The sequence below is a fragment of the Sphingoaurantiacus capsulatus genome, assembly GCF_042648405.1.
Lineage (GTDB): Bacteria > Pseudomonadota > Alphaproteobacteria > Sphingomonadales > Sphingomonadaceae > Sphingoaurantiacus > Sphingoaurantiacus capsulatus.
The window spans coordinates 432358-457062 of sequence record NZ_JBHRXV010000011.1 but is presented as its reverse complement, the minus strand read 5'-3'; the positions used below and the strand labels follow the sequence as shown (position 1 = coordinate 457062).

Here is a 24705-nt window from a genome sequence, read left to right as displayed (position 1 = left end):
CAGTCGACGGCCTGCCTGGATACCGGCCTTCGCCGGTATGACGATTTTTTAGGCTGAAGTTTCCTCGACCCGCCGCCACCCGCGCGCGCTCAGCCGCTCGATCGGGCGATATTTGGTTTTGTAGGCCATGCGGTCGCAGCCGTCGATCCAGTAGCCGAGGTACACATAAGGCAGCCCGGCCCGCGCGGCGCGGGTGATGTGGTCGAGGATGATGTAGGTGCCGAGGCCCCGGCGGCTGTCGTCGGTGGCGTCGTAGAAGCTGTAGACCATCGACAGGCCGTCCGAATGCTTGTCGGTCACGCAGGCGCCCACCAAGCGGCCGGGGCGGCCGTCCTCGCCGGGCTCGCGATATTCGACGACGACGGTGTTCACCGGGGTCTGCTCGACCATGTCGGCGTAGTCGAACATGTCCATGTTCGCCATGCCGCCCGCCGGGTGCCGGTCGGCGAGGTAGCGGCGCAGCAGGTCGAACTGCTCCTGCGTCGACCACGGCTCGCAGGCGCTGACCTGCAGGTCGGCATAGCGGCGCATCAGCTTGCGCTGCGTGGCGTTGGGCACGAATTCGCCGGTGACGACGCGCACCGACACGCAGGCCGAGCAATCCTCGCAGCTCGGCCGGTAGACGACGTTCTGGCTGCGGCGGAAGCCGATACGCGACAGCGCCTCGTTGAGTTCGACGGCGTCGCCGCCGCGCAGCTCGGTAAACACCTTCCGCTCCGTCTTGCCCGGCAAATACGGGCACGGGCTGGGCGCCGTCACGAAGAAGCGCGGGAAGCGGAAGGTCTGGTCCGTCACAAACTGCAATATGCGTGACGGTGGCGGACTTGAGAAGCCTTAGTTCAGGCCAGTTCGACCGGTTTCACCTCATAGCCCGCACCGCGAAGGGCCTCGATCAGCCGTTCGAGGTGAGCGCGGTCGCGCGTCTCGCACTCGATGTCGGTGACGAGGCCCTTCGCCGGCAGGTTGGTGAACACCCGCTGGTGATAGATCTCGATGATGTTGACCTGCTGCTGGTCGAAGATGCGCGCCACGCCGAACAGCTGGCCGGGGCGATCCTTCAGTCGGATACGCAGCCGGGCGATGCGACCGTCGCGCGCGAGGTCGCGCAGCAGCACATTGGCGAGCAGGCGCGTGTCGATATTGCCGCCACAGAGCACGAGGCCGACCTTCCGGCCACGGAAGCGCGACGGGTGCGCGAGCAGCGCGGCAAGCCCGGCGGCGCCGGCGCCTTCGACCACGGTCTTCTCGATCGACAGCAGCAACGCCACAGCATGTTCGAGGTCGCGCTCGCCGACCAGCAGCACGTCGTCGACCAGTTCCTTGACGATCTCGAAGGTCAGGTCGCCAGGATATTTGACCGCGATGCCCTCGGCGAGGCTGTCGCCGTCGCACACCGCCGTCTCGTTCCTGAGCTTGGCATACATCGACGGATAGAGCTCGGCCTGTACGCCGACGATCTCCATGTCGGGGTTCACGCTCTTCGCCGCGACCGCCATGCCGGAGATCAGCCCGCCGCCGCCGATCGGCACGATCAAGGTGTCGAGCTGCGGCACGTCCTCGAGCATTTCGAGCGCGATGGTGCCCTGGCCGGCGATGACCAGCGGGTCGTCGAAGGGGTGGACGAAGGTGAGCCCGTGCTTCGCCGCCAGCTCATGCGCATGCGCGGCGGCTTCCTCGAGCTTGTCGCCGTGGAGGATGACGGTGGCGCCGTGGCTCTCGGTCTGCTGCACCTTCACGATCGGCGTGGGCTTCGGCATCACGATCGTCGCCGGGATGCCGAGGCGCGCGGCATTGTAGGCGACGCCTTGTGCATGGTTGCCGGCGGACATGGCGACGACACCGCGCTTCTTCGCATCCTCGTCGAGCGTCAGCAGCTTGTTCAAGGCGCCGCGCTCCTTGAAGGCAGCGGTGAACTGGAGGTTCTCGAACTTCAGCCACACCTCGGCGCCCGAAATCTGCGACAGCGTCTTCGACTTGAGGCAGGGGGTGCGGACCACCTCGTCGCCGATCGCCATTCGCGCCGCGCGAACATCATCGGCGGTGACGGGAAGGGCGGTCGGTTTTGCTGCGGTGGCCATAGGGTCGTGCCCTTAGCCCATCTGGCGGCAGCGGCAAACCATGCTATCCGCTCCTGACAAGGAGAATCGCATGGCGCGCGTTGCGTTCATCGGTCTCGGCGTGATGGGCTACCCGATGGCGGGGCACCTGGCGCGCGCGGGGCACGAAGTCACCGTCTACAACCGTACCGCGCCCAAGGCCGAAGCCTGGGTGGCGCAGCATGGCGGGCGCAGCGCGCCGACGCCGGCCGAAGCGGCCGAGGGAGCCGAGATCGTCTTCGCCTGCGTCGGCAACGACGATGATTTGAGGCAGGTGACGCTCGGCGGCGACGGCTGCTTCGCTGCGATGTCGCCGGACGCGATCTTCGTCGACCACACCACCGTCTCCGCCGAGATCGCCCGCGAGCTGGCGGCCGCACGCCCGAGTTCGCTCGACGCGCCAGTGTCGGGTGGGCAGGCGGGCGCCGAGAACGGCCAGCTCACCATCATGGTCGGCGGCGACGCCACCACCTTCGCCGCGGCCGAGCCGGTGATGCAGGCCTACGCCAAACGCGTCGGGCTGATGGGCGCCGCGGGCAGCGGCCAGCTGACCAAGATGGTCAACCAGATCTGCATCGCCGGCGTCGTGCAGGGCCTCGCCGAAGGGCTGCACTTCGCCATGGAAGCCGGCCTCGATGCCGATGCCGTCGTCGATGTGATCTCGAAGGGCGCGGCGCAGAGCTGGCAGATGGACAATCGCGCAAAGACGATGGTGCGCGGCGAGTTCGATTTCGGCTTCGCGGTCGACTGGATGCGCAAGGACCTGGCGCTGGTGCTCGACGAGGCGCGCCGCGCCGGCGTGACCTTGCCGCTGACCGCGCTGGTCGACCAGTTCTACGGGGATGTACAGAAGCTCGGCGGGCGGCGGCAGGACACGTCGTCGCTCATTCGCCGGTTCAGGGGGTAGCATGCGCGCTTTGATGATGGGGGCGGCGCTGGCCGCGCTGGCGTTTTCGGCGATGGCCGACGCGAAGACGCTGGTGGTCAACGCCAACGGCTTCACGCTCGACTCGATGGGCCGGCTGCAGCCGTTCGAAAGCCTGCTGATCAGCGACGAGGGCCGCGTCGAGCGCGTCATCAAGCGTGGGGACAAGCCGCCGGCGATGAGCGGGCCGTACACCCGCCTCGACGCCAAGGGGCTGACCGTGCTGCCCGGCCTGATCGACGCGCACGGCCATGTCATGGGCCTCGGCTTCCAGGCGCTGACCGTCGATTTGAGCGAAACGAAGACGCTCGAGGAAGCGCTCGGCAAGGTGAAAGCCTATGCCGAGGCGAACCCGCGCGCGCGCTGGATCCTCGGCCGCGGCTGGAACCAGGTGACCTGGGGCCTCGGCCGTTTCCCGACCGCCGCCGAGCTCGATACCGCTTATTCGGAAAAACCGGTGCTGCTCGAACGCGTCGACGGCCATGCGAGCTGGGCGAACAGCGCCGCGATCAAGATCGCCGGTGTCACCAGGGCGACCAAGGATCCGGCGGGTGGGCGCATCGAGCGCGACGCCGACGGCAACCCGACCGGCGTGTTCGTCGATGCCGCCGCCAATCTCATCACGTCGAAGGTTCCGCCGGCGAACCCGATCGAGGCGGAGCGCGCGCTGGGCAAGGCGCTCGACCAGATGGCGTCGCTCGGCCTGACCGGCGTGCATGACGCCGGCGTCGATGCCGAGACCTGGACGCTCTACCGCCGCTTCGGCGACGAGGGGCGGCTGACCACGCGCATCTACGCGATGGCGGGCGGCATGGAGCAGCTCGAAAAGATCGCGCCGGTGCGGCCGACCGGCTGGCTCTACGACGATCGCCTCATCCTGCGCTCGGTGAAACTCTATTCGGACGGTGCGCTCGGCTCGCGCGGGGCGTTCCTCAAGGAGCCGTACAGCGACGACCCCGAGAACAAGGGCCTGCGCTTCCTCGACGACACGCGGATGCGCAACTGGATGTCGAAGGCGATGATGCACGGCTTTCAGGTCAATGTGCACGCTATTGGCGACGGCGCGAACGCGCAGGTGCTCGACGCTTATGCCGACCTGATCCCGGCCTACGGCAGCGCGCTGCGCCACCGCATCGAGCATGCGCAGGTGGTCGATACCGCCGACATCCCGCGCTTCGCGCAGCTCGGCATCATCGCCAGCGTGCAGCCGACGCACGCCACCTCGGACAAGGCGATGGCGGGCGACCGCGTCGGCGAGGCGCGGCTGGCCGGCGCCTATGCGTGGAAGACCTTGCTCGACAGCGGCGCGCGCATCGCCGGCGGCTCCGACTTCCCGGTCGAGCCGGCCAACCCCTTCTACGGCCTCCACGCCGCCGTCACCCGGCAGGACCGCGACGGCCAGCCGCCCGAGGGCTGGCGCGTCGGCGAGGCGCTGACGCTGACGCAGGCGCTTGCCGCCTTCACCACGGGCGCGGCCTACGCCGGCCACGCCGAAAGCCTCGTCGGCTCGCTGGAGCCGGGCAAATGGGCTGATTTCATCGTCATCGACCACGACATCTTCAAGATCGCGCCGGGCGAGCTTTGGAAGGTAAAGGTTCAGGAGACCTGGCTGGCGGGTAAGCGAGTGTATCTGCGCGGCGCGCCGACCGCGCCTGAGCCGGCACCCGACGCGGAAAAGCCGGCCGAGGGCGCCGTCGAGACGCCGACCTCCTAAGGGCCGCAGCTCCAGCGGCCGGCAAAGACGCGCTGCGCGCCGTCCATGCGGTCGAAGGTCAAGGTCGCCGGGCTCGGCGGGGATTCGCCGCCACCGGTGGCCGGGCCGGTCAGTGCGATCCTGATGGTGGTGCCGCGCCCCGAGAAGGTCGCGCCTTTCAGCATGCCGTCGAAGCCGCCGGGCGCCGCGACGCGCTCGACATAGTCGCCGATCTTGATCAGGCCGAACGCCGGCTCCTTCGACGCGACATTGCCCATAGCGATCAGCAGGGGCGCCGCGCCGGCGGTGGCGAAGCTGCAGCCCAATTCGCCCTGCAGGTCGGCCTCCTCGATCTCGGCGCCGGTCAGCGGGGTCAGGATGATCTCCGAGCCGTCGCCGCCGGTTGTCGGGCCGATCGAGGGTGGCGACGGCGCAGCGGGCGGTGGCGCGACCGGCTCAGCCGTGACCGGCTGTTCGGGCACTTCGGCAGGGGCCTTCTCCGGCTCGGCGTTCGAGCAGGCGGCGAGGGTCAGGGCGAGGGCGGTGGCGGTGTAGCGGATCATCCCGCTCAAGCGCACGCGGGCTCGCGATGGGTCCACCGGCATGAGGCAAGGCGTTGCCTCAGCGGGCCGCCTCAATATTTGAGTAGCGGCAGCGCGCTGGCGAAATCGTCGGTCCAGGCCGGCACATCCTTTCGCTCGCGCAGCGGCCGCCAGTCGGCCTGCGGGCCGGCGTCGAGGACGCGCTGCACCGCCGCCTTGTCGCGGCCGAGCATGATCCACTGCGATCGGGTGTACATCATCCCCGACGGCTGCTCGGGCGGCGAGCGATAGTCGCGCAGTACCGCCGTCCAGCCCTGTTTTTTGGCGATCGCCGCCACCACCGGCTCGAGGTCGAGGTGGCGGTTGGAGATGTGGACGAGCAGCAGCCCGCCCGGCTTCAGCGAGCGGGCATAGGCGTCGAAGGCTTCCGCGGTCATCAGGTGCAGCGGGATCGCGTCCGACGAGAAGGCGTCGACCGCCAGCAGATCGAAGGCCGCCTTGTAGCCGCCGAGGCGCAGGCGGGCGTCGCCGACGTCGACCTTGATGTCGGGCTTGCAGCGGCTGAGGTAGGAGAACAGCCGCTTGTCACGGGCGATGCGCACCATCGCCGGGTCGATCTCGAACGCGGTCCAGCTTTGTCCCGGCTGCGCGTAGCAGGCGAGGGTACCGGTGCCGAGGCCGACGAAGCCGATGCTGGCGTCGGGCGCGGCGAGCGTCATCGCCTTTCCGACGCCGCTGTCGCGCACATAATAGGTCATCGGCTCGCGCATATAGGCGGGCACGGTGCTCTGGACGCCGTGCAAGGTGGTGCCGTGCACCAGCTCGCGGATGCGCCGGCTGTTGCTGCCGCGGATCTCATAGGTGCCGAAGAAGCTGCGCTCGCGGGCGTGCGGGATGGTCGAGACGTCGATCGTCGCCCAGCCGCCCAGGCCCAGCATCAGCGCGAGGAAATGCACGGCGAACGCCTTGCGGTGACCGATCGAAAGGATGGCGGCGAGGCCCATGCCGCCAATGACGAAGGCGGCGGCGAGCCGTTCGCTCGGCACCCACAATGAGACGACGAGGGACAGCGTCGGGAGCACATAGCGCATCAGCCAGCGCGTCGGCTGCTTCTGCCAGAGTCGGCCGATGCGCTTCAGCAGCGGCTTTGCCGGGATCAGCGCCGCGGCGAGGATCAGCAGGATCGGGTGCTCGTAGCTCCAGTCGAAGATCAACGGCGCGAGCAGGCCGCAGAACAGCCCGCCGATCATGCCGCCGACCGACACCCAGAGGTAGAATTCGGTGAGATTGCCCGCCGGCGGCCGGGTGCGCGCCAGCTCGCCGTGGAGGGCGAGCGCCACATAGAACAGCAGCACCAGCCCGGCGGCGGCGAGCAGCAGCGCCAGCGCGCCCCAGTCGACGAACAGCCAGCTGCCGAAAACCAGGAGCAGGATCGGCGAAATCTTCATCGCCTGCCGGCAGAAGATCTCACCCGCCGACGAGAAGGCGATGATGAAGGTGATCAGGTAGATGGCGAGCGGCGCCACCCAGAGCAGCGGCATCGCCATGACGTCGGTGGTCAGGTGCGTCGTCGTCGACAGCAGCAGCCCCGACGGCACGAAGGCGAGCATCACCCAGTAGAGCTTCTTGCGCCACGGAATGGCGATGCGCTCCAGCGGCACCTCGCGGATATGCGCGCCGCGCGTCCGCCACGCGCAGGCGGCGACCAGCGCGATCAGCAGCGCATAGCCGCCCGACCACAGCCAGGATTGCACGCCGAGGCTCATCAGCGGCTCGACGAGGAAGGGGTAGGCGAGCAGCGCCAGCAGGCTGCCGGCGTTCGACGCAGCGTAGAGGAAATAGGGGTCGCGGTCGTCGCCGGCGGCGAACCACGCTTGCATCAGCGGCGCCTGCGCCGAGACGGCAAGGAACAGCGGCCCGATCGAGGCGGCGAGCAGCCCGAGCAGCCAGAAGGCCGGGTTGCTGGTCGCGGGGGGCGCGAAATCGGCAAGCCCGATCGGCAGCATCAGCGCCGCGCCGGCGAGGAGGGCGAGGTGCACCATCGCCTGCGTTCTCGCCGGGGCGCGGGCCAGCGCATGGGCGTAGAGATAGCCCAACAGCAGCACTGCCTGATAGAACAGCATCGCCGTGTTCCACACCGCCGGCGCCCCGCCGAGGCGCGGCAGCGCCAGCCGCGCGATCAGCGGCTGGACGAGGAACAGCAGGAACGAGCCGACGAAGATCGTCAGCGTGAACAGCGCGCGGCGAGAGAGGATCATGCGGCTCCCAAGGCCGTCATACCGGCGAAAGCCGGTATCCAGACCGGCGGTTCGACTGGATTCCGGCTTTCGCCGGAATGACGGAAATGTGGTTCAACTGGCTAGCCCAACAGCTGCGCGGCGTGGCGCGCGTGATAGGTCAGCACGCCCGAGCAGCCGGCCCGCTTGAAGGCGGTCAGCGTCTCCAGCACCGCGCGGTCGCGATCGAGCACACCGGCGGCGACCGCGGCCTCGATCATCGCGTACTCGCCGGAGACTTGGTACGCGAAAACAGGAACTTCGAAGCGTTCCTTCACGCGACGTACCATGTCGAGATAGGGCAGGCCGGGCTTGACCATGACATGGTCGGCGCCCTCGGAGAGGTCGAGCGCCACCTCGCGCAACCCTTCCTCAGCATTGGCCGGGTCCATCTGATAGGTCTTCTTATCGCCCTTCAGATAGCCGCCCGAACCGACCGCATCGCGGAACGGGCCGTAGAAGGCAGAGGCGTATTTGACCGCGTAGGACATGATCTGAACGTCGTGGAAGCTTTCGCCCTCCAGCGCGCCGCGGATCGCGCCGATGCGGCCGTCCATCATGTCCGACGGCGCGATGATGTCGGCCCCGGCGCGGGCCTGGTTGAGCGACTGGCCGACCAGCACCTCGACGCTGCTGTCGTTTACGATGCGCCCGGCCTCGTCGAGCATGCCGTCATGGCCGTGGCTGGTATAGGGGTCGAGCGCCACGTCGGTCAGCACGCCGATCTCGGGCACCGCCTCCTTGATGGCGCGGATGGCGCGGCACATCAGGTTTTCCGGGTTGAGCGCCTCGCGCCCGTCGTCGGAGCGCCGGTCGGGCTCGGTATTGGGGAACAGCGCGAGGCAGGGAATGCCGAGGCTCGCCGCCTCGCGCGCCAGCGCCGGCAGCAGGTCGACCGAATAGCGGTCGACACCGGGCATCGCCTTGATGCTCTCGCGATTCTGGCTGCCGCCGGTGACGAACAGCGGCCAGATCAGGTCGGACGGGGTCAGCAGCGTCTCGGCGACCATCGCGCGCGACCAGGCGGCGGCGCGGGTGCGGCGGAGGCGGAGGGCAGGGTAGGAGCCGTGGATCATTCAGCTTTCCCGATCGGCGTGATACCGGCGGCGTCGGCAAGCCGACGGTCGCACGTTGCAAGCGGCGTATCGAAACGACGCGCCAGCCAGAGATAGCTGGCGTCATAGACGGAAAGCCGGGTTTGGGAAGCCACGGCAAGCGCGTCGCGTGCCCGCACAGGTATCAACTGGATTGCCATGGCGTCGAAAACGGTGAGCGCCAGGCCGATGCCTTCCTCGTCAAGCAGCCCTCGGCTCTTCTTTTTGGCGGCGATGCTGGCGATCTCGAATGGGAGCAGCGTCGGCGCGATCATCGGTGCATCGGCAACAAAGGCTGCTGCGTCCGCGAACTCGGCTTCCCGAAAGATGATCGCGCCAATTGCCGAAGCATCGACGATCACCTAGCGTGCATCCAGATCACGAAGCTCGCGGACGATGTCCGCAGACCGCCCCTCGCTACGAATGCCAAGCCGTCGCACTTCCTGAGCTGCTTCGAGAGCGCTCAATTTTCGGGTGCCCCGCAGCCGTTCTTCAAGCATGGCCATGAGTTCGCCCTGCACAGATCGATGATTGCGTGCCGCCATCGCACGGAGGTCGTCCGCCATTTCTTCCGACACATTCTTTATTGAAAAGTTCACGCCCATCACTGGCTCCAATTTGGAGGCATTCCGAAACCAATATGCCGATTTGGCGAGCGTGGTCAATTGCGCTCGCGCTGCTGCGTGCTAAGGCCTGCCGGCATGTCGCAGCCGATCCTCATCTTCGACTCCGGCGTCGGCGGGCTGTCGGTGCTCGGGCCGATCCGCGAGCGGCTGCCGCGCGCGCCGATCGTCTATGTCGCCGATACCGGCGGCTTTCCCTATGGGACTAAAACCGAGATGGAGGTGGCGACGCGGGTCTGCGCGCTGCTCGGCCGCCTGACCGAGCGCTACAGGCCGCGGCTGATCGTCATCGCCTGCAACACCGCTTCGACGATCGCGCTGGCGCATGTCCGCGCCGCGCTCGAAGTGCCGGTGGTCGGCACCGTGCCGGCGATCAAGCCGGCGGCCGAGACCAGCACCGCCCGCGCCATTGGCGTACTGGGCACCGAAGCGACGGTTCGCCAGCCCTATGTCAACCGGCTCGCCGCGGATTTCGCCGCCGATTGCCTGGTGCTGCGCCACGGCTCGGCGAAGCTGGTCGAGATGGCGGAGGCCGAGTTGCGCGGTCGCCCGCAGGCGCTTTCAGACTATGCGGCGGTGCTCGCCGGGCTGCTCGACCAGCCCGGCGGCGAGCGCATCGATACGGTGGTGCTGGCCTGCACCCATTTCCCGCTCGTTCGCGACCGCCTTGCCGCCGCCAGCCCGCGGCCGTTGACCTTCGTCGACGGCGCCGAAGGGATCGGGCGGCGCACCGCGCATCTGCTAGCCGGCGCTGAGTGGGATGGCGAGGCGACGGGCAGGGCGGTGCTGACCTCTCGAAACGGCGAAATTGACGCGCTGCGCCCGGCGCTTGCACGGTTCGGGCTCACCGAACTCGATTATCTCTAGGGGGCTGCCGCCGATGCCGATGACCGACGAGGAACTGCTCGAGCGCATGAACAAGTACGTGCCGCCGACCGCGCTGATGCTCGGCTATCGGATGATCGCGCTCGACAGCGCCAGGGGCTGGGTACGCATCCGCTACGACGGTAAGCCCGAGTTCTGCAACCCGATGGGCAATCTGCAGGGCGGCATCGTCGCGGCGATGCTCGACGATGCGGCGGCGACCTCGGCAGTGGTGAAGTCGGGCGAGCGGATCGTGGTGCCGACGCTCGAGTTCAAGACGAGTTTCCTCGCGCCGGCACCGCAGGGCGAGCTGTTTGCCGAAGGCCGCTGCCTGAAGCTCGGCAAACGCGCCGCGTTCATGGAGGCGGACCTGTTCGACCCCGCGGGCAAGCTGCTGGCGCGGATGAGCTGCACGGCGATGCCGACGCCGATGCCCGACAAACATTCGATGGTGGAGCGGAAATGACCGACGACGTTCTCTTCGAGACCAGAGGGGCGATCGGCCTCATCACGCTCAACCGCCCGCAGGCGCTCAATGCGCTCAACCGGCCGATGTGCCTCGCCATCCACGCGCAGCTCGACAAGTGGCGCGACGACGCGGCGGTAAAGGCGGTGGTGATCCAGGGCAGCGGCGACCGCGCCTTCTGCGCCGGCGGCGATGTCGTCGGCCTCTACCATGCGGGCAAGAGCGGCAGCGACGAGTGGGAGGGCTTCTTCCACGACGAGTATCGCATGAACCATGCGATCGCGACCTACCCGAAGCCCTATGTCGCGCTGATCGACGGCATCACCATGGGCGGCGGCGTCGGCCTCTCCATCCACGCACCGTATCGCGTCGCCACCGAGCGCACCTTGTTCGCCATGCCCGAGACCGGCATCGGCCTGATCCCCGATGTCGGCGGCAGCCATGCGCTGCCGCGGCTGCCGGGCGAGCTCGGCGCCTATCTCGGCCTCACCGGCGCGCGGCTGAAGGGTGTCGACGCCGAATATGCCGGGATCGCCACCCATTATGTGCCGAGCGACAAGCTGCCGAAGCTGATCGAGGAACTGGCCGAGGGCGATCCGGTCGATCAGGTACTCGCCGACTTCGACACCGACACCGAGGAGCCGCCGCTCGTCGCCAACCGCCCGGCGATCGACAGGCATTTCACCGGCGACAGCGTCGAAGGGATCATTGCCTCGCTCGATGGCGGCAACGACTGGGCGAAGGAGCAGGCAGCGACCTTGCGCAAGATGTCGCCGACCTCGTGCAAGCTGACGCTGCGTACCCTGCGCGAAGGCGCGAAGCTCGACATCGCCGGGGCGTTGCAGAATGAATATCGCGTGGTCTGCGCCATCAAGCAGGGCAGCGATTTCTTCGAAGGCGTGCGCGCGCAGCTGGTCGACAAGGACCGCAATCCGAAGTGGGTGCCGGCAACGCTCGCCGAGGTGTCCGACGCCGAGGTAAACCGTTACTTTGAGGCACCAGCGGGCGGCGACCTGCGCTTCTAGGCAGGCTGCGGCCTTATGTGACTGGTAAGGTGACACGTTCGGCAGTAAATCGGGCGCGTCATTCGGGGTAAGGACGAGCGGCGTGGATTACGGCAAGATCTTCGAGGACGCGATTTCCCGCCTCCACGCGGAGGGGCGCTACCGCGTCTTCATCGATATCCTGCGCAACAAGGGCGCGTTTCCGAACGCACGCTGCTTTGCCGGCCACAACGGCCCGAAGCCGGTCACCGTCTGGTGCTCGAACGACTATCTCGCGATGGGCCAGCACCCGAAGGTCATCGCCGCGATGGAAGAGGCGCTGCATGATGTCGGCGCCGGCTCGGGCGGCACCCGCAACATCGGCGGCAACACCCACTATCACGTCGAGCTGGAGCATGAGCTTGCCTCGCTGCACGGCAAGCAGGGCGCGCTGCTGTTCACCTCCGGCTACGTCTCGAACGAGGCGACCTTGTCGACGCTCGCCAAGATCCTGCCCGGCTGCATCGTCTTTTCCGACGAGCTGAACCACGCCTCGATGATCGCAGGCATCCGCAACTCGGGCTGCGAGAAGCGGGTATTCCGCCACAACGACCTCGTCCACCTCGAGGAGCTGCTGGCCGCCGAGGATCCCGACGCGCCGAAGCTGATCGCCTTCGAGAGCGTCTATTCGATGGACGGCGACGTGGCGCCGATCGCCGAGATCTGCGACCTCGCCGACAAATATAACGCGCTGACCTATCTCGACGAGGTCCATGCGGTCGGCATGTACGGCGAGCATGGCGGCGGCATTTCGGAGCGTGACGCGGTCGCGCACCGGCTGACGATCATCGAAGGCACGCTCGGCAAGGCGTTCGGCGTGATGGGCGGCTATATCGCCGCCGATCAGACGATCATCGACGTGATCCGCTCCTATGCGCCGGGCTTCATCTTCACCACCTCGCTGTCGCCGGTGCTGGTCGCCGGCGCGCTGGCCAGCGTGAAGCATCTGAAGGGCAGCCAGGAAGAGCGCGACGGCCAGCAGGCGCGCGCCGCGCGGCTGAAGACCTTGCTCGCCGATGCCGGCATCCCGATCATGGAGACGCTGACGCACATCGTGCCGGTGATGGTCGGCGACCCGGTCAAGGCAAAGAAGATCAGCGACATCCTGCTGACCGAGTATGGCGTCTACGTGCAGCCGATCAATTACCCGACGGTGCCGCGCGGTACCGAGCGGCTGCGCTTCACGCCCGGCCCGATGCACGACGACGCGATGATGGTCGAGCTGCGCGATGCGCTGGTCGAGATCTGGTCGCGACTGGAGATTCGCCGCGCCGCGTAACCATTGACGCGAGTTCAGAAAAAGGGGCGCGCCGGGAGGACCGGCGCGCCCCTTTCCGTTAGCCGAACAGCACGTCGGCGGGCTTCACCGCATCACCCTGAACGTTGAGGGTGAAGTCGTCGAACGCGCCGTCATTGTCGGTGTCGGCGAACAGCTTGCCGTTCTGCAGCTTGATGTCGCCGCCATCGATCCCGAGCGCCGACAGGTCGATCTTGTCCTGCCCGCTGCGGAAATCGAGGATGGTGTCGGTCGAGCCGTCTGCGGCGAAGATGAAGCGGTCGTTGCCGTTGCCACCGGCGAGCGTGTCGTTGCCGGCGCCGCCGGTCAGCACGTCGTTGCCGTTGCCGCCTTCGAGGCGATCGGCCCCGTCGCCGCCGAGCAGGGTGTCGTCACCATTGCCGCCTTCGAGGACATCGTCGCCGGCGCCGCCCCGCATCGTGTCGTTGCCGTTGCCGCCCTCGATCCGGTCGTTGCCGTCACCGCCATCGAGCGTGTCGTTGCCATTGCCGCCCGACAGCGTATCGACGCCGGCGCCGCCGAGCAGCGTGTCGTTGCCGTTGCCACCGTCGAGGCGATCGTCGTCATCGCCGCCGTCGAGCGTGTCATCGCTGTTGCCGCCGTCGAGCTGGTCGTTGCCGCCAAGGCCGCGCAAGGTGTCGCTGCCGTTACCGCCCGACAGCCGGTCGGCGAAGTCGCTGCCCTCCAGCCCCTCGACATTGGTGTAGCGGTCGCCCGCCGCGGCACCGGTAAGGCCCTGGCCCGCGCCGTTGTTGCCGAGCGAGGCAGAGATGCCGGCGTCGGCGCTGCGGTAGCTGACCACGTCGAGGCCGTCGCCGCCGTCGAGCAAATTGGCGACCGCGTTGGCGATCAGCAGATCATCGCCGCCGCCGCCCTTGGCGTTCTCGATCACCGCGCCATAGGCGATGGCGATATTGTCGCGGAACAGGCCGTCGGTCAGGCCGAGATCGGTCTTCAGCGCCTCGTAGAAGTCGAACTGCTCCTGCGTGCGCGCCGGCAGCCCGGCGGCGAGGCGGGCGGCATTCACTTCGGCGAGCGTCTTGAACTGCTCGATCCCACCCGCCGAGCTGAAGGCGCCAGGGTTGAGGTCGATGGTGGAGTCGGAGTTGTAGCCCGACAGGTCGAGCGTGTCGGTGCCGCCCGCGTCCCAGATGGTGACGATCGGCACCCGGTTGGCGCTGAAGTCGAACGCCGAGCGGCCGGCATTGCTGTTGAAGCCGTAGGTCGTGTCGCCGGTGCGCGTCGTCATGTCGGCACCGTACAGCGCCTGGATCGCCGCCACGTCGTGCACCGCTGGGGTCGAGCCATAGCCGAAGCTCAGCAGATTCCAGTCGATGTGCTGCGCGCCCGTCTCATAGGCGTCGAAGTACGACATGATCGAATATTGCGCCGAGTCCTGGAAGAAATAGGCGTCGTTCGCATAGGTGATCGGGTCGGGAACGCCATCGCCGTCATTGTCGTCGGTGGCGTTGTAGTCGCCGGGGTGGCTGAGCCCGAGCGCATGGCCGATCTCGTGGATCATTGTCGTCTGCGAATACCAGCTGTCGCCGACCGGCGAGAAGTTCGAGGCGACGAAGCCGTCGATCCACACGTCGCCGCCGAGGCCCTGGACGCTCTCGAAGCCATATTGCTGATAGAAGTCGTCATTCACGGTGCCGAACGGCAGATAGGCATAGGCCTGCGCGCCGCCGGTGTAGGTGTTGCCGAAGTTGAGGTCGGCTTCGTCGGCGCTCTTTTCGACGAACTTCACCGAGATGAGGTCGTCCCACAGCGCGATCGCCTTGGTCGCCATGCCGACCTGCGCCGGCGTGAAGACCGAGAAATACTCCTGATAATAGGCCTCGTCGAAGGCGATCGTGCCTTCCGCGTTGACGTAATAACTGCTGGCGAGCTGGTCGTAGTTTTCCCAGAAGCCGAAGCTCAGCTCGTTGTCGTCGAGCTCACCATTGTTGTTGACGCTCCAGTTGAAGCCGGAACGGACGAGGTTGTCCTCGATGGTGCCGACCTCCCAGATCGGCTTGCCGGCGGCGGCGCCCCCCGCGTTCGGATCGGCCGAGGCGGCGATGCGGACGGGATAGTCATCCTCGAAGCGGCGCGGCCAGTCGGTCTCGCGCTCGGGTCCGTTGATCCTCTCCATCGATGCAATCTCCCTTGCTTACTCTGCTCGTGGTGCGCGTGGTGGTTGCGACCGCGCCGTCCGCTGCCAGGGCAGCACGGCGGCAAGGGCCGCTTCGATGGCGGCGCGCACAGCCGCCTCGTCTTTGATCGGAACGGCTCGCGTGGCGGGCGCGGTCAGCGCCGCCGCCTGCGGCTGGCCGGGGCGGAGGAGCTGTGCGGCGAGCGTGAGCTTGCCGTCGCGCATACTGCCGCCGACGACCAGCGACAGCGCAGCGTCGGAACGCGCCGCCAGCGCGACGGGGAAGGGCGCGCCACGGCGCGCGGCCTCGGCCACCTGCGCGCAGAGCTTAGGCGCGGCGGCGGCGGGCAGCCCGGCGATCGGGCAGCTGACGGCGAGCGCTCCGGCATGGCGCAGCGGCATGGCGTCGGCGGTGGCGAAGGGCAGGGCTGCTCCCAGCAGGGCAGCGAGCGGCGCTGCGGATCGCAACGTCGTGGGACACCTGTCAGCAACGACACGGTTTCCGCCCCCCTGTTGGGCAGCAACCAATTTACGCATCTACACTCTTACTCACTCCAGACGCGCCGATTGCCCATCGGCGCGGACCCAGACCGGAAAGACTCTGCCCGATCCGGCGACCGGTCAAGCCGGGTCTGCGCCGAACCGGGGATATTTGCGACGATGCGAGTGGCGCTTGCGCTTTGCGATTTCGTGACGGACAGTATCGCCAGCCTGAAGCAAGCGGCCCCGTTTTCGAGGGCGGCACCTTCCGGCCGGTTGGGTGGCGTTGCGGCATTCGACATGGTCAAGGGGAGGACACCATGACGCGATTCAGCGTCGCCTTAGGGTTATCGATCATTCTCGCAGGCACCGCCGCCGTCCCGGCCGCGGCGCAGATGTGCTCGCCGAACGCGCTGTTCAACGCGGGCAACAAGATGGGCATGGCGGTGGCGGACATCTACCGCGCGCCGTCCGACAATGCCCGGCCGAGCTATCTGCGTGAGGCGCAGAGCAAGCTGATGTCGGCGAAGACCGGCCTGAAGCGCGCCGGCATCACCAACCAGGACCGCGCGCTCGACAGCGCGATCTCGGCGGTGGCCAATTTCGCCGCCAAGGTCAGCCCGACCAACCTCATTACCGCCGCCTCCGCCGCGACGCTCGCCAAGGATGTCGAGCGGGCGCTGGGGCCGGTGCGGTCGGAGGTCGGCCGGCACTGTCCGAAGTAGCGCGCGCCGCTACTATCCGGTGAGATAGGGGACCGGGTCGATCAGCTTGAAGCCCGGCGTCTCGGCCACGAGATGCCGCAGCCAATAACTGTGCCCGGACCCCGCCACCACCAGCACCCGGTCACCGGGGCGATGGTGGCGATCTTGCCGAACATCTTGGCGTTCCGCAGGTACCACATGGCGTTGAGGTCGGCGCCGGGCTAGTCGTTGGCGTCGCCGAGCTTCAGCATCTCGACGGGCGCCGGCTCGGCCGCCAAGGCGGGCAGGGCGGCGGTCGAAACCGCCAGTGCGAGGGCGTAACCAACGGTCTTCAGCATCAATTTGCACGCCCCCGTGTATTATCAAGATAATACAGTAGGGAAAGTGGCTGCCCAGACGCAATTGGCGGTAGCCAGCGCAGGGGCCATCCACTAGATAGGCGCCATATTTCCAGCGCAGACCGAAACGAGGTGCCCGTGCCCCGTGAAACGATCGCCATCGGCGCCGATCACGCCGGTTATCAGTTGAAAGACCAGCTGATCGAGGAGCTGCGCGCCATGGATGTCGAGGTGCTCGACATGGGCACCAACAGCGACGCCTCGGTCGATTATCCCGACTATGGCTATGCGGTGGCCACCGCCGTCGCCACCGGTCGTGCGAAGCGCGGCATTCTGATCTGCGGCAGCGGCGTCGGCATCTCGATCGCCGCCAACCGCCACCCCGGCATCCGCGCCGCGCTGTGCACCCACGGCGAGGTCGCGCGCCTGTCGCGCGAGCATAACGACGCCAACGTGCTGGCGCTCGGCGCGCGCATCACCGGCATCGAGATCGCGCGCGAGTGCGTGCGCCAGTTCCTGACCACCGAATTCGCTGGCGGCCGCCACCAGCGCCGCATCGACAAGCTTTCCCATCCCAGCATCGAGGAGGCCGCCCCATGAGCACCCGACCCGCCAACGAGGACGACGGCTTCTTCACCGACACGCTTGGCCAGAGCGACGCGGCGGTGTTCACCGCCGTGCGCGAGGAGCTGAAGCGTCAGCAGGAACAGATCGAGCTGATCGCATCGGAGAATATCGTCAGCCGCGCGGTGCTCGAGGCGCAGGGCTCGGTGTTCACCAACAAATATGCCGAGGGCTACCCGGGGAAGCGCTATTATCAGGGCTGCGCCCCGTCGGATAAGGTCGAGCAGCTCGCCATCGACCGCGCCAAGCAGCTGTTCGGCGCCGCCTATGTGAACGTGCAGCCGCATTCGGGCGCACAGGCCAACGGCGCGGTGATGATGGCGCTGGCGAAGCCGGGCGACACCATTCTCGGCATGAGCCTCGACGCCGGCGGCCACCTGACGCACGGCGCTCGCGCCGCCCAGTCGGGCAAATGGTTCAACGCCATCCAATATGGCGTGCGCCAGGAAGATCACCTCGTCGACTTCGATCAGGTCGAGGCGCTGGCGAAGGAGCACCAGCCGAAGATCATCATCGCCGGCGGCTCGGCCTATCCGCGCACGCTCGACTTCGCGCGTTTCCGCGCCATCGCGGATTCGGTCGGCGCCTATCTGTTCGTCGACATGGCGCATTTCGCCGGGCTCGTTGCCGCGGGCGTTCACCCGTCGCCGCTGCCGCACGCGCATGTGGTGACCACGACGACGCACAAGACGCTGCGCGGCCCGCGCGGCGGCATGATCCTGTCGAACGACGAGGATCTCGGCAAGAAGCTCAACTCGGCGGTATTCCCCGGCCTGCAGGGCGGGCCGCTGATGCATGTGATCGCGGCGAAGGCGGTGGCCTTCGGTGAGGCGCTGCAGCCGGAGTTCAAGGATTATGCCCGCCGCGTCGTCGAGAACGCCAAGGTGCTGGCGGCAAAGCTGGTCGAGCGCGGCTGCGCCGTCGTCGCCGGCGGCACCGACACCCACCTCGCGCTGATCGACCTGACGCCGAAGGGCATCACCGGCAAGGACGCCGACGAAGCGCTCGAGCGCGCGGCGATCACCTGCAACAAGAATGGCGTGCCGTTCGATCCGCTCCCGCCCACCAAGACCAGCGGCATCCGCGTCGGTTCGCCGGCGGGCACCACGCGCGGCTTCGGCCCGGCCGAGTTCGCGGCGATCGGCGATATGATCGCCGACGTGCTCGATGGCCTTGCGAAGAATGGCGAGGAGGGCAATGCCGCGGTCGAGGCCGAGGTGCGCGACCGGGTCCGCGCCCTCTGCCGCCGCTTCCCGATCTACGCCGACCTGGGCTAATCTCCGCGGATGCGCTGCCCGTTCTGCGCCCATGACGACAGCCAGGTGAAGGACAGCCGTCCCACCGAGGATGGCGGCGCGATCCGGCGGCGGCGGCAGTGCCCGGCCTGCGGCGCGCGCTTTACCACCTTCGAACGCGTGCATTTGCGCGACCTGATCGTGGTGAAGGGCAACAGCCGGCGCGAGGCGTTCGACCGCGACAAGCTCGCGCGCTCGGTCGAACTGGCTTGCCGCAAGCGCAACATCGGGCCGGAACGCATCGAGCGGCTGGTGACGGGCGTGGTCCGGCGCCTTGAATCGAGCGGCGACACCGACATCGATTCGAGCCGCATCGGCGAAGCGGTGATGGACGGCCTCGCGACGCTCGATCACGTCGCCTACATTCGCTACGCCAGCGTCTACAAGGACTTCCGCGAGGCGAAGGACTTCAAGCGTGTCGCCGAAGCATTGACCGCGCCCGAGATGGCGCCCGAGCTGCCGCTGCTGGCGCTGAAGGCGAAGACCTAACGTTCCTCCCGTCATCCCCGCGAAGGCGGGGACCCAGTCCGAAACACAAGAAGCGCCCGCGGGAGCGGGCAGTCATTTGCTGTGGACTGGATCCCCGCCTTCGCGGGGATGACGATGTGAGGTAAGGGCGCCTCCATGAACGACGTTCCCACCCTCAACCCCGCCATCGTCCTCGTTCGCCCGCAGCTCGGCGAGAATATCGGCAAGGCGGCGCGTGCCATGCTCAACTTCGGGCTGACCGATCTGCGGCTGGTGGCGCCGCGCGACGGCTGGCCCAACCCCGATGCCGGCCCGGCCGCCTCGGGCGCCGACGAGGTGCTGGCGAACGCGCGCGTCTATGCCACGGTGCAGGAAGCGGTCGCCGACTGTCGGCACATCTACGCGACGACGGTGCGCAAGCGCGACCTGTGGAAGCCGGTGGTGACGCCCGAAGCCGCGGCTGTCGCGATGCGGGCACGCGGCTTCCAGCAGGCGGTGCTGTTCGGCGCCGAGCGCTCGGGGCTTGAGACCGAGGAGGTGGCGATCGCGCAGGACATCCTGACGGTGCCGGTCAACCCGGCCTTCACGTCGCTCAACCTCGCCCAGGCGGTGCTGCTCGTCGCCTATGAATGGCACAAGGCGGCGGATACCACCCCGGCGGTGGTCACCGACTATGAGCCGCCGGCCGATCACGCCACGCTCGAAGGGCTGATCGTCCAGGTCGACGCCGCACTCGACGACGCCGGCTATTATCATGTGCCGAGCAGGGTCGCCGCGGCGAAGCGCACGCTGCGCAACCTGCTGACGAAGCCCGGCTACAACGGCGGCGAGATTCGTACGCTCCGTGGCATGGTCCACGCCATCGTCGCGGGGCGCCGCGGCAACCGCCCCCGCGACTAGCGGTTATCGAGGCAGGTTCGACGACAGGAAGTCGGCGGAGCGCTTGAGCAGGTCGGTTCGCGCGACATTGTCGACAAGGCTGTGTTCGAGCCCGTCGTAGACGATCAGCTCATGAGTCTTGCCCGCCGATTTCAGCGCCTTCGCCATCAGCCGCGCCTGCTCGATATCGACGTTCAGGTCGCGCGTACCGTGGAACATGAGCACCGGCGATTTGATTGCCGCGGCGCGGCGGGCAGGGGAGCCCTGCTCGACATGCGGGCCGGCACCGATGAAATTCTGCTCGAGCCGCGAATTATAGCGCCGCGCTTCAGCCTTCAGGGCGACGAGGTCGGTGACTGGCGCCACCGCGACCGTCGCCTTGTAGAGGTCGGGCTCGACGATATTGGCCTGCAGCGCCGCATAGCCGCCGTAGCTCCAGCCGAAGATCGCCAGCCGCTTGGGGTCGGCGATGCCCTGCGCCACCAGCCAGCGCGCCCCGTCGTTGATGTCGCCGATCGCCGTTGGCCATGACTGGAAGCCGTTCTTCTGGAACCAGGCATCGCCATAGCCGGCGGAGCCGCGATAGTTCGGCTGCAGGACGGCGTAGCCGAGTTGCGCGAAATATTGCGCGATCCAGTCGAAGCCCCACGTGTCGCGCGCCGATGGACCACCGTGCGGCATGACGATCGCCGGCAGCCCTGTTGCATCCGGTTTGCCCGGCGGCAGGGTCAGATATCCCGGGATCGAGGTGCCATCGCGCGCAGTGTAGGTGACCGGCTTCATCGCGCCGAGCGTCAGGCCGTCGAGGTCCGGCCGCGTCCCCGACAGCTTGCCGAGCTTCCGCGTGGCCTTGTCGTAGACATAGTAGCCGCCCGGATCGACATCGGACCCCGCGTGGATCAGCAATTTCGTGCGATCCCAGGTCTCGTCGACGATGGTGATCGTCGGGCCGCCCGGCAGCGCCTTGCGCAAACTGGCGGCCAGCTTCTTCAGCTCGGCGTCGAAATATTCGACATGCTGATAGTCGGTCGAATAGGTCGCGCCAACGGGGCGGGCGTATTTTCCGATGCGCTTGATGCCGCTGACATCGACATCGGGATGCGCGAAAATCAGCTCCTCGCGCTCGCTGCCGTCGGCGGCGACACGAAACAGCGCCTGCTTGCCTTGATGCGGCTTCAGGACAAGCAGCGCTGCGCCGCTTTCGTCGAAGCCATCGACATCGACCGTTATGTTGGCGCCGAGATCGGCGACCGCGAGCGTGCGCCATTGTGTTTCGGCGCCGGCGCGATAGGCGTAGCGGAAGCGGCGATCGACATAATAGCCGCCGCTGGCGGTTTCGACCGCGCGGACATTGCCCTTGAGGCGGACCCGGCCCGCGGGATCGACGGCATAGAAGGCCACCATGCGCTCTTCGTCCATCGTCGGGCGGGCCTTGCCCGTTCGCGCATTGACGCGCTGCGCGGTCAGGCCCCACGGCCCGTTGGTCGCCATGAGGATCTCGTCGGGGTCGTCGGGAAGCGTCGAGATGATGCGCCCGCCGCGCGAGCGGCCCCAGCGAACGTCGTCGCCGATTTCCAGGCGATTGCCGCCGTCGGGATCGATGGCGATCGTCGTCGCCGCCGCCACGGTGAAGTCCGATCGCTCCAGCTCGACGCGCACGCGGCAGGCGAGGCGATCGATCTTGATCCAGTCGCAGCTCCGGAGCTGATAGTCCGCGCCGCTGACGGTCATGATCGGCTTCGCATCGCCGGTCGCGAGATCGACGACGACGAGCGCGCTTCCCTTGCCGCGGATCGGGTTGAGGTAAGAGATGCGCTTGCCGTCGGGCGACAGTGCCACGCCGTCGAACGCCTCGCGCGCGCCGAACTTCGCCGCAAGGGCTGCCTCATCTGCCGTGGCGGGCACGGCTGCAAGCAGGCTCGCAGCCAAGGCGGAGAGGAAGCGACCCGTCATGCCTTTAGCCTACTGCGGCACGTTCGCCGCGAGGAACTTGGCCGAGCGCAGCAGCAGGTCGGCGCGGGCGCCGCTGTCGATCAGGCTGTGCTGCAGGTTGGGGTAGACGATCAACTCGACCGGCTTGCCCGCGCTCTTCAGCGCCGACTCCATCAGCTTCGCCTGACGGATATCGACGTTCAGGTCCTTGTCGCCGTGGAACATCAGCACCGGCGTCTTGATCGCCGCGGCATTCTTTGCCGGCGAGCCTTCGGTGACGTGCGGGCCGGCACCGATGAAGTCCTTGTTGATGAGGAAGCTACCGAAATAGCGGCTCTGCTCCTTCAGCTCGTAGAGGTCGGTTACCGGGGCGACCGCGATCGTCGCCTTGTAGAGATCGGGCTCGACGACATTGGCCTGCAGCGCCGCATAGCCGCCGTAGCTCCAGCCGAAGATCGCCATCCGCTTCGGATCGGCGATACCTTGCGCCACCAGCCAGCGCGCGCCGTCGTTGATGTCCCCGATGGAAGTGCGCCACGCCTTGAAGCCGTTCTGCTGGAGCCAGGCCTCGCCATAGCCGGCGGAGCCGCGATAGTTCGGCTGCAGGACGGCGTAGCCGAGTTGGCTGAAATACTGGACGAGCCAGTCGAAGCCCCAGGTGTCGCGCGCCGAAGGGCCGCCGTGCGGCAGGATGATCGTCGGCAGATTCTTGCCGTCCTTGCCGGGCGGCAGGGTGAGATAGCCGGGGATCGAGGCGCCGTCGCGGGCGGTGTAGCGCACCGGCGTCATCTCGCCGAACTTCATGCCGTCGGTGCCGGGACGGGTATCGGAAAGCTTGCCGAGCGACTTGGTCGCCTTGTCGAACAGATAATAGGCGCCGGGGTTCACGTCGGTGCCGGCGAACAGCAGCAGCTTCGACCCGTCCCAGGTTTCGTCGATAACGTTGATCTCGGGCTTGCCGGGGAGCGCGCGGCCCAGGCTGGCGGCGAGCTTTTCCAGCGCTGGGTCGAAATATTCGATGTGATTGTAGTCGCTCGAATAATTGGCGCCGACCGGGCGGAAATACTTGCCGATCCGCTTGATGCCCGACACATCGACCTGATCCTGCGCGAACAGCAATTCCTCGCGGTTGCTGCCGTCGGCGGCGATCTTGAACAGCGCCTGCCGGCCGTTGTGCGGCTTCAGCGCGAGGATATTGTCTCCGCTTTCGTCGAAGCCCAGCACTTCGAGCGTGCTGACATCGCGCGCATTGCTGATGCCGAGCGGCACCCAGTTGTTGCTGGTCTTCGGCCGGTAGAACCAGCGGTAGGTGCCCGACGAATAGCTGGTGTAGCTTGCGGTATCCTTCATCTCGGCGAGCGAGCGCAGCCGCACGCGACCGCGGCGGTCGCTCATGAAATCGCCGCCATTGGGCACGGCGCCCTCGACGGTGCGCGAACGGCCGGTGCGGGAGTTGATCGACACCACGGTCAGCCCGCCCTCGGTATCGGCCTTCAGGGTGCCGACGCTTTCCTCGGGCAGCTTGTAGACTTCCATCAGAATGTTGTCGGGATCGTCGGGCAGATAGTCGATGATGGTGCCGCCATAGGAATTGACGCCGACGGCGCGCGCGGTCTGCCGCGCACCGATCTCCTTCATCTCGCTGCCGTCGGCATTGACCGCGATCATCCGCGAGATGCCGAAATTGTCGCCGATGTCGCGCCGCTCGCCGCTCATCTGGCAGGCGATGCGGTCCATCTTGATCCAGTCGCACCAGTTGATGCGCATGTTGGGATCGGACGTGGACAGCACCGGCTTCATCGCGCCGCTCTTGATGTCGACCACCACCACGGCCGTCGCCCGGCCCGCCACGGGGTTGAGATAGGAAATCCGGCTGCCGTCGGGCGACAGCGCGACACCGTTGAATGCCTCGCGCGCACCGAATTTGACAGCAAGGTCCGCCATTTGGGCTTGGGCTGGCGCGGCAAGCGTACCGGTGACAAGCGCCACCAGCGCGGCGCGGGTGATGAATCGCGACATGATGTTTCCCCCCAGAGACATGGGCATGCTATCGCCACGGCACGCGGAGGCAATCCCCGGCGACCGCCGGGATTGATCTTTTGGGCAAAGCCGCTATGTAGCCCGCTCGCAATTGGCCCCGCACCCCGGTGAAGCGGTGGCCGCGTCGGATATTCTTGGTCCGGCGGCGCGATTCCGGGATTTCTGCCGAGCGGTAGGGTGCAGCGCTCGTTCAGCGCCGCGGTCGAGGCACGGCTTTTGCGAGTTGGAGAAGATATGTCGAAGCGTACGAACGCCAAGTACAAGCTCGATCGCCGCATGGGCGAGAACATCTGGGGCCGCCCGAAGTCGCCGGTCAACAAGCGCGAATACGGCCCGGGCCAGCACGGCCAGCGCCGCAAGGGCAAGCTTTCGGACTTCGGCGTGCAGCTGCGCGCCAAGCAGAAGCTCAAGGGCTATTACGGCGACGTCACCGAGAAGCAGTTCCGCAAGGTTTACGCCGAAGCGGTGCGCGTGAAGGGCAACACCGCCGAGAATTTGATCGGCCTGCTCGAGCAGCGCCTCGCGATGGTCGTGTACCGCGCCAAGTTCGCCCCGACCGTGTGGTCGGCGCGCCAGCTGGTCAACCACGGCCACATCCTCGTCAACGGCCGCCGCACCAATATCGCGTCGGCGCGCGTGAAGCCGGGCGACGTCGTCGAAGTCGGCGCCAAGGGTCGCGAGATGGTGCTGGTGCTCGAAGCGCAGGCGCTGTCGGAGCGTGACGTGCCCGAGTACGTCCAGGCCGACGGCTTCAAGGCGACCTACGTCCGCGTCCCGACGCTTGACGAGGTGCCGTACCCGGTGAAGATGGAGCCGAACCTGGTCGTCGAGTTCTACTCGCGCTAAACGGTTCAGCCGTTTCGAAAAGGGCGTGGAGAGCGATCTCCGC

At 67.3% G+C, this 24705-nt stretch carries 23 protein-coding genes; 12 read left to right on the top strand and 11 right to left on the bottom strand.

Going from position 1 to position 24705, the window contains the following annotated elements; all coding sequences use genetic code 11:
* Positions 1-48: 48 nt before the first annotated feature.
* Together ACFOMD_RS14465 and ACFOMD_RS14460 are read right to left on the bottom strand one after the other, a co-directional pair.
* Positions 49-795, bottom strand: coding sequence for an arginyltransferase (locus ACFOMD_RS14465; protein WP_380862600.1), 747 nt, complete (start codon positions 793-795; stop codon positions 49-51).
* 44 nt (positions 796-839) lie between these two features.
* A complete protein-coding gene (locus ACFOMD_RS14460) occupies positions 840-2078 on the bottom strand; it encodes a threonine ammonia-lyase (RefSeq protein WP_380862598.1) in 1239 nt (412 codons plus the stop codon).
* 70 nt (positions 2079-2148) lie between these two features.
* Between ACFOMD_RS14460 and ACFOMD_RS14455 the strand changes: the two genes are divergently transcribed.
* Positions 2149-3003 (top strand): NAD(P)-dependent oxidoreductase, encoded by an 855-nt coding sequence (locus ACFOMD_RS14455; RefSeq protein ID WP_380862596.1) that lies wholly within the window; start codon positions 2149-2151, stop codon positions 3001-3003.
* Between the two features lies 1 nt (position 3004).
* Complete coding sequence (locus ACFOMD_RS14450; RefSeq protein ID WP_380862594.1) at positions 3005-4735, top strand: amidohydrolase; 1731 nt, start codon at positions 3005-3007, stop codon at positions 4733-4735.
* Here the strand turns inward: ACFOMD_RS14450 and ACFOMD_RS14445 are convergent.
* The 5 genes from ACFOMD_RS14445 to ACFOMD_RS14425 form a co-directional block, all read right to left on the bottom strand.
* Positions 4732-5286, bottom strand: a complete 555-nt coding sequence (locus ACFOMD_RS14445; RefSeq protein WP_380862592.1) for a hypothetical protein — start codon at positions 5284-5286, stop codon at positions 4732-4734. The two genes, ACFOMD_RS14450 and ACFOMD_RS14445, sit on opposite strands and share 4 nt — an antisense overlap.
* A gap of 62 nt (positions 5287-5348) precedes the next feature.
* Entirely contained in the window at positions 5349-7514 is a 2166-nt protein-coding gene (locus ACFOMD_RS14440) for a spermidine synthase (RefSeq protein WP_380862590.1), read from the bottom strand.
* A gap of 101 nt (positions 7515-7615) precedes the next feature.
* Complete coding sequence (hemB, locus tag ACFOMD_RS14435; RefSeq protein ID WP_380862588.1) at positions 7616-8608, bottom strand: porphobilinogen synthase; 993 nt, start codon at positions 8606-8608, stop codon at positions 7616-7618.
* The gene (locus ACFOMD_RS14430) at positions 8605-8988 is read right to left on the bottom strand and encodes a type II toxin-antitoxin system VapC family toxin (protein ID WP_380862586.1); all 384 of its coding nucleotides are present in this window, start codon (positions 8986-8988) and stop codon (positions 8605-8607) included. Before ACFOMD_RS14430 ends, hemB begins: the two co-directional genes overlap by 4 nt.
* Entirely contained in the window at positions 8989-9291 is a 303-nt protein-coding gene (locus ACFOMD_RS14425; RefSeq protein WP_380862584.1) for a FitA-like ribbon-helix-helix domain-containing protein, read from the bottom strand.
* 36 nt (positions 9292-9327) lie between these two features.
* On the opposite strand from ACFOMD_RS14425, the gene murI reads away from it, so the two are divergent.
* The 4 genes from murI to hemA all read left to right on the top strand — a co-directional run bounded on the left by murI (position 9328) and on the right by hemA (position 12901).
* Positions 9328-10116, top strand: coding sequence for a glutamate racemase (gene murI, locus ACFOMD_RS14420; protein WP_380862582.1), 789 nt, complete (start codon positions 9328-9330; stop codon positions 10114-10116).
* A 13-nt stretch (positions 10117-10129) separates the two neighbouring features.
* Positions 10130-10579 carry a PaaI family thioesterase gene (locus ACFOMD_RS14415; RefSeq protein WP_380862580.1) on the top strand — a complete coding sequence of 150 codons (450 nt, stop codon included), beginning with the start codon at positions 10130-10132 and terminating at the stop codon, positions 10577-10579.
* Positions 10576-11604, top strand: coding sequence for an enoyl-CoA hydratase/isomerase family protein (locus ACFOMD_RS14410; protein WP_380862578.1), 1029 nt, complete (start codon positions 10576-10578; stop codon positions 11602-11604). Before ACFOMD_RS14415 ends, ACFOMD_RS14410 begins: the two co-directional genes overlap by 4 nt.
* A gap of 82 nt (positions 11605-11686) precedes the next feature.
* Complete coding sequence (hemA, locus tag ACFOMD_RS14405) at positions 11687-12901, top strand: 5-aminolevulinate synthase (protein ID WP_380862576.1); 1215 nt, start codon at positions 11687-11689, stop codon at positions 12899-12901.
* Between the two features lie 58 nt (positions 12902-12959).
* On the opposite strand, the gene ACFOMD_RS14400 is transcribed toward hemA, so the two are convergent.
* A complete protein-coding gene (locus ACFOMD_RS14400) occupies positions 12960-15056 on the bottom strand; it encodes a M10 family metallopeptidase C-terminal domain-containing protein (protein ID WP_380862574.1) in 2097 nt (698 codons plus the stop codon).
* A gap of 18 nt (positions 15057-15074) precedes the next feature.
* Positions 15075-15524, bottom strand: a complete 450-nt coding sequence (locus tag ACFOMD_RS14395; protein ID WP_380862572.1) for a hypothetical protein — start codon at positions 15522-15524, stop codon at positions 15075-15077.
* A gap of 332 nt (positions 15525-15856) precedes the next feature.
* On the opposite strand from ACFOMD_RS14395, the gene ACFOMD_RS14390 reads away from it, so the two are divergent.
* From ACFOMD_RS14390 to ACFOMD_RS14370, 5 genes are all read left to right on the top strand, one after another.
* Positions 15857-16261: a hypothetical protein gene (locus ACFOMD_RS14390; protein WP_380862570.1), complete on the top strand. Its 405-nt coding sequence runs from the start codon at positions 15857-15859 to the stop codon at positions 16259-16261.
* A 455-nt stretch (positions 16262-16716) separates the two neighbouring features.
* Positions 16717-17178 (top strand): ribose 5-phosphate isomerase B, encoded by a 462-nt coding sequence (gene rpiB / locus ACFOMD_RS14385; protein ID WP_380862568.1) that lies wholly within the window; start codon positions 16717-16719, stop codon positions 17176-17178.
* Complete coding sequence (gene glyA / locus ACFOMD_RS14380) at positions 17175-18479, top strand: serine hydroxymethyltransferase (RefSeq protein WP_380862566.1); 1305 nt, start codon at positions 17175-17177, stop codon at positions 18477-18479. Before rpiB ends, glyA begins: the two co-directional genes overlap by 4 nt.
* A gap of 9 nt (positions 18480-18488) precedes the next feature.
* On the top strand, positions 18489-18986 hold the full coding sequence (nrdR, locus tag ACFOMD_RS14375; protein ID WP_380862564.1) for a transcriptional regulator NrdR: 498 nt from the start codon (positions 18489-18491) through the stop codon (positions 18984-18986).
* 135 nt (positions 18987-19121) lie between these two features.
* A complete protein-coding gene (locus tag ACFOMD_RS14370; protein WP_380862562.1) occupies positions 19122-19865 on the top strand; it encodes an RNA methyltransferase in 744 nt (247 codons plus the stop codon).
* Positions 19866-19868: 3 nt separating this feature from the next.
* Here the strand turns inward: ACFOMD_RS14370 and ACFOMD_RS14365 are convergent, their stop codons facing one another.
* On the bottom strand, positions 19869-21797 hold the full coding sequence (locus tag ACFOMD_RS14365; RefSeq protein WP_380862560.1) for an alpha/beta hydrolase family protein: 1929 nt from the start codon (positions 21795-21797) through the stop codon (positions 19869-19871).
* A gap of 9 nt (positions 21798-21806) precedes the next feature.
* Positions 21807-23795 carry an alpha/beta hydrolase family protein gene (locus ACFOMD_RS14360; RefSeq protein WP_380862558.1) on the bottom strand — a complete coding sequence of 663 codons (1989 nt, stop codon included), beginning with the start codon at positions 23793-23795 and terminating at the stop codon, positions 21807-21809.
* A 255-nt stretch (positions 23796-24050) separates the two neighbouring features.
* On the opposite strand from ACFOMD_RS14360, the gene rpsD reads away from it, so the two are divergent.
* The gene (gene rpsD / locus ACFOMD_RS14355; RefSeq protein ID WP_380862556.1) at positions 24051-24662 is read left to right on the top strand and encodes a 30S ribosomal protein S4; all 612 of its coding nucleotides are present in this window, start codon (positions 24051-24053) and stop codon (positions 24660-24662) included.
* The last annotated feature ends 43 nt before the right edge of the window (positions 24663-24705 follow it).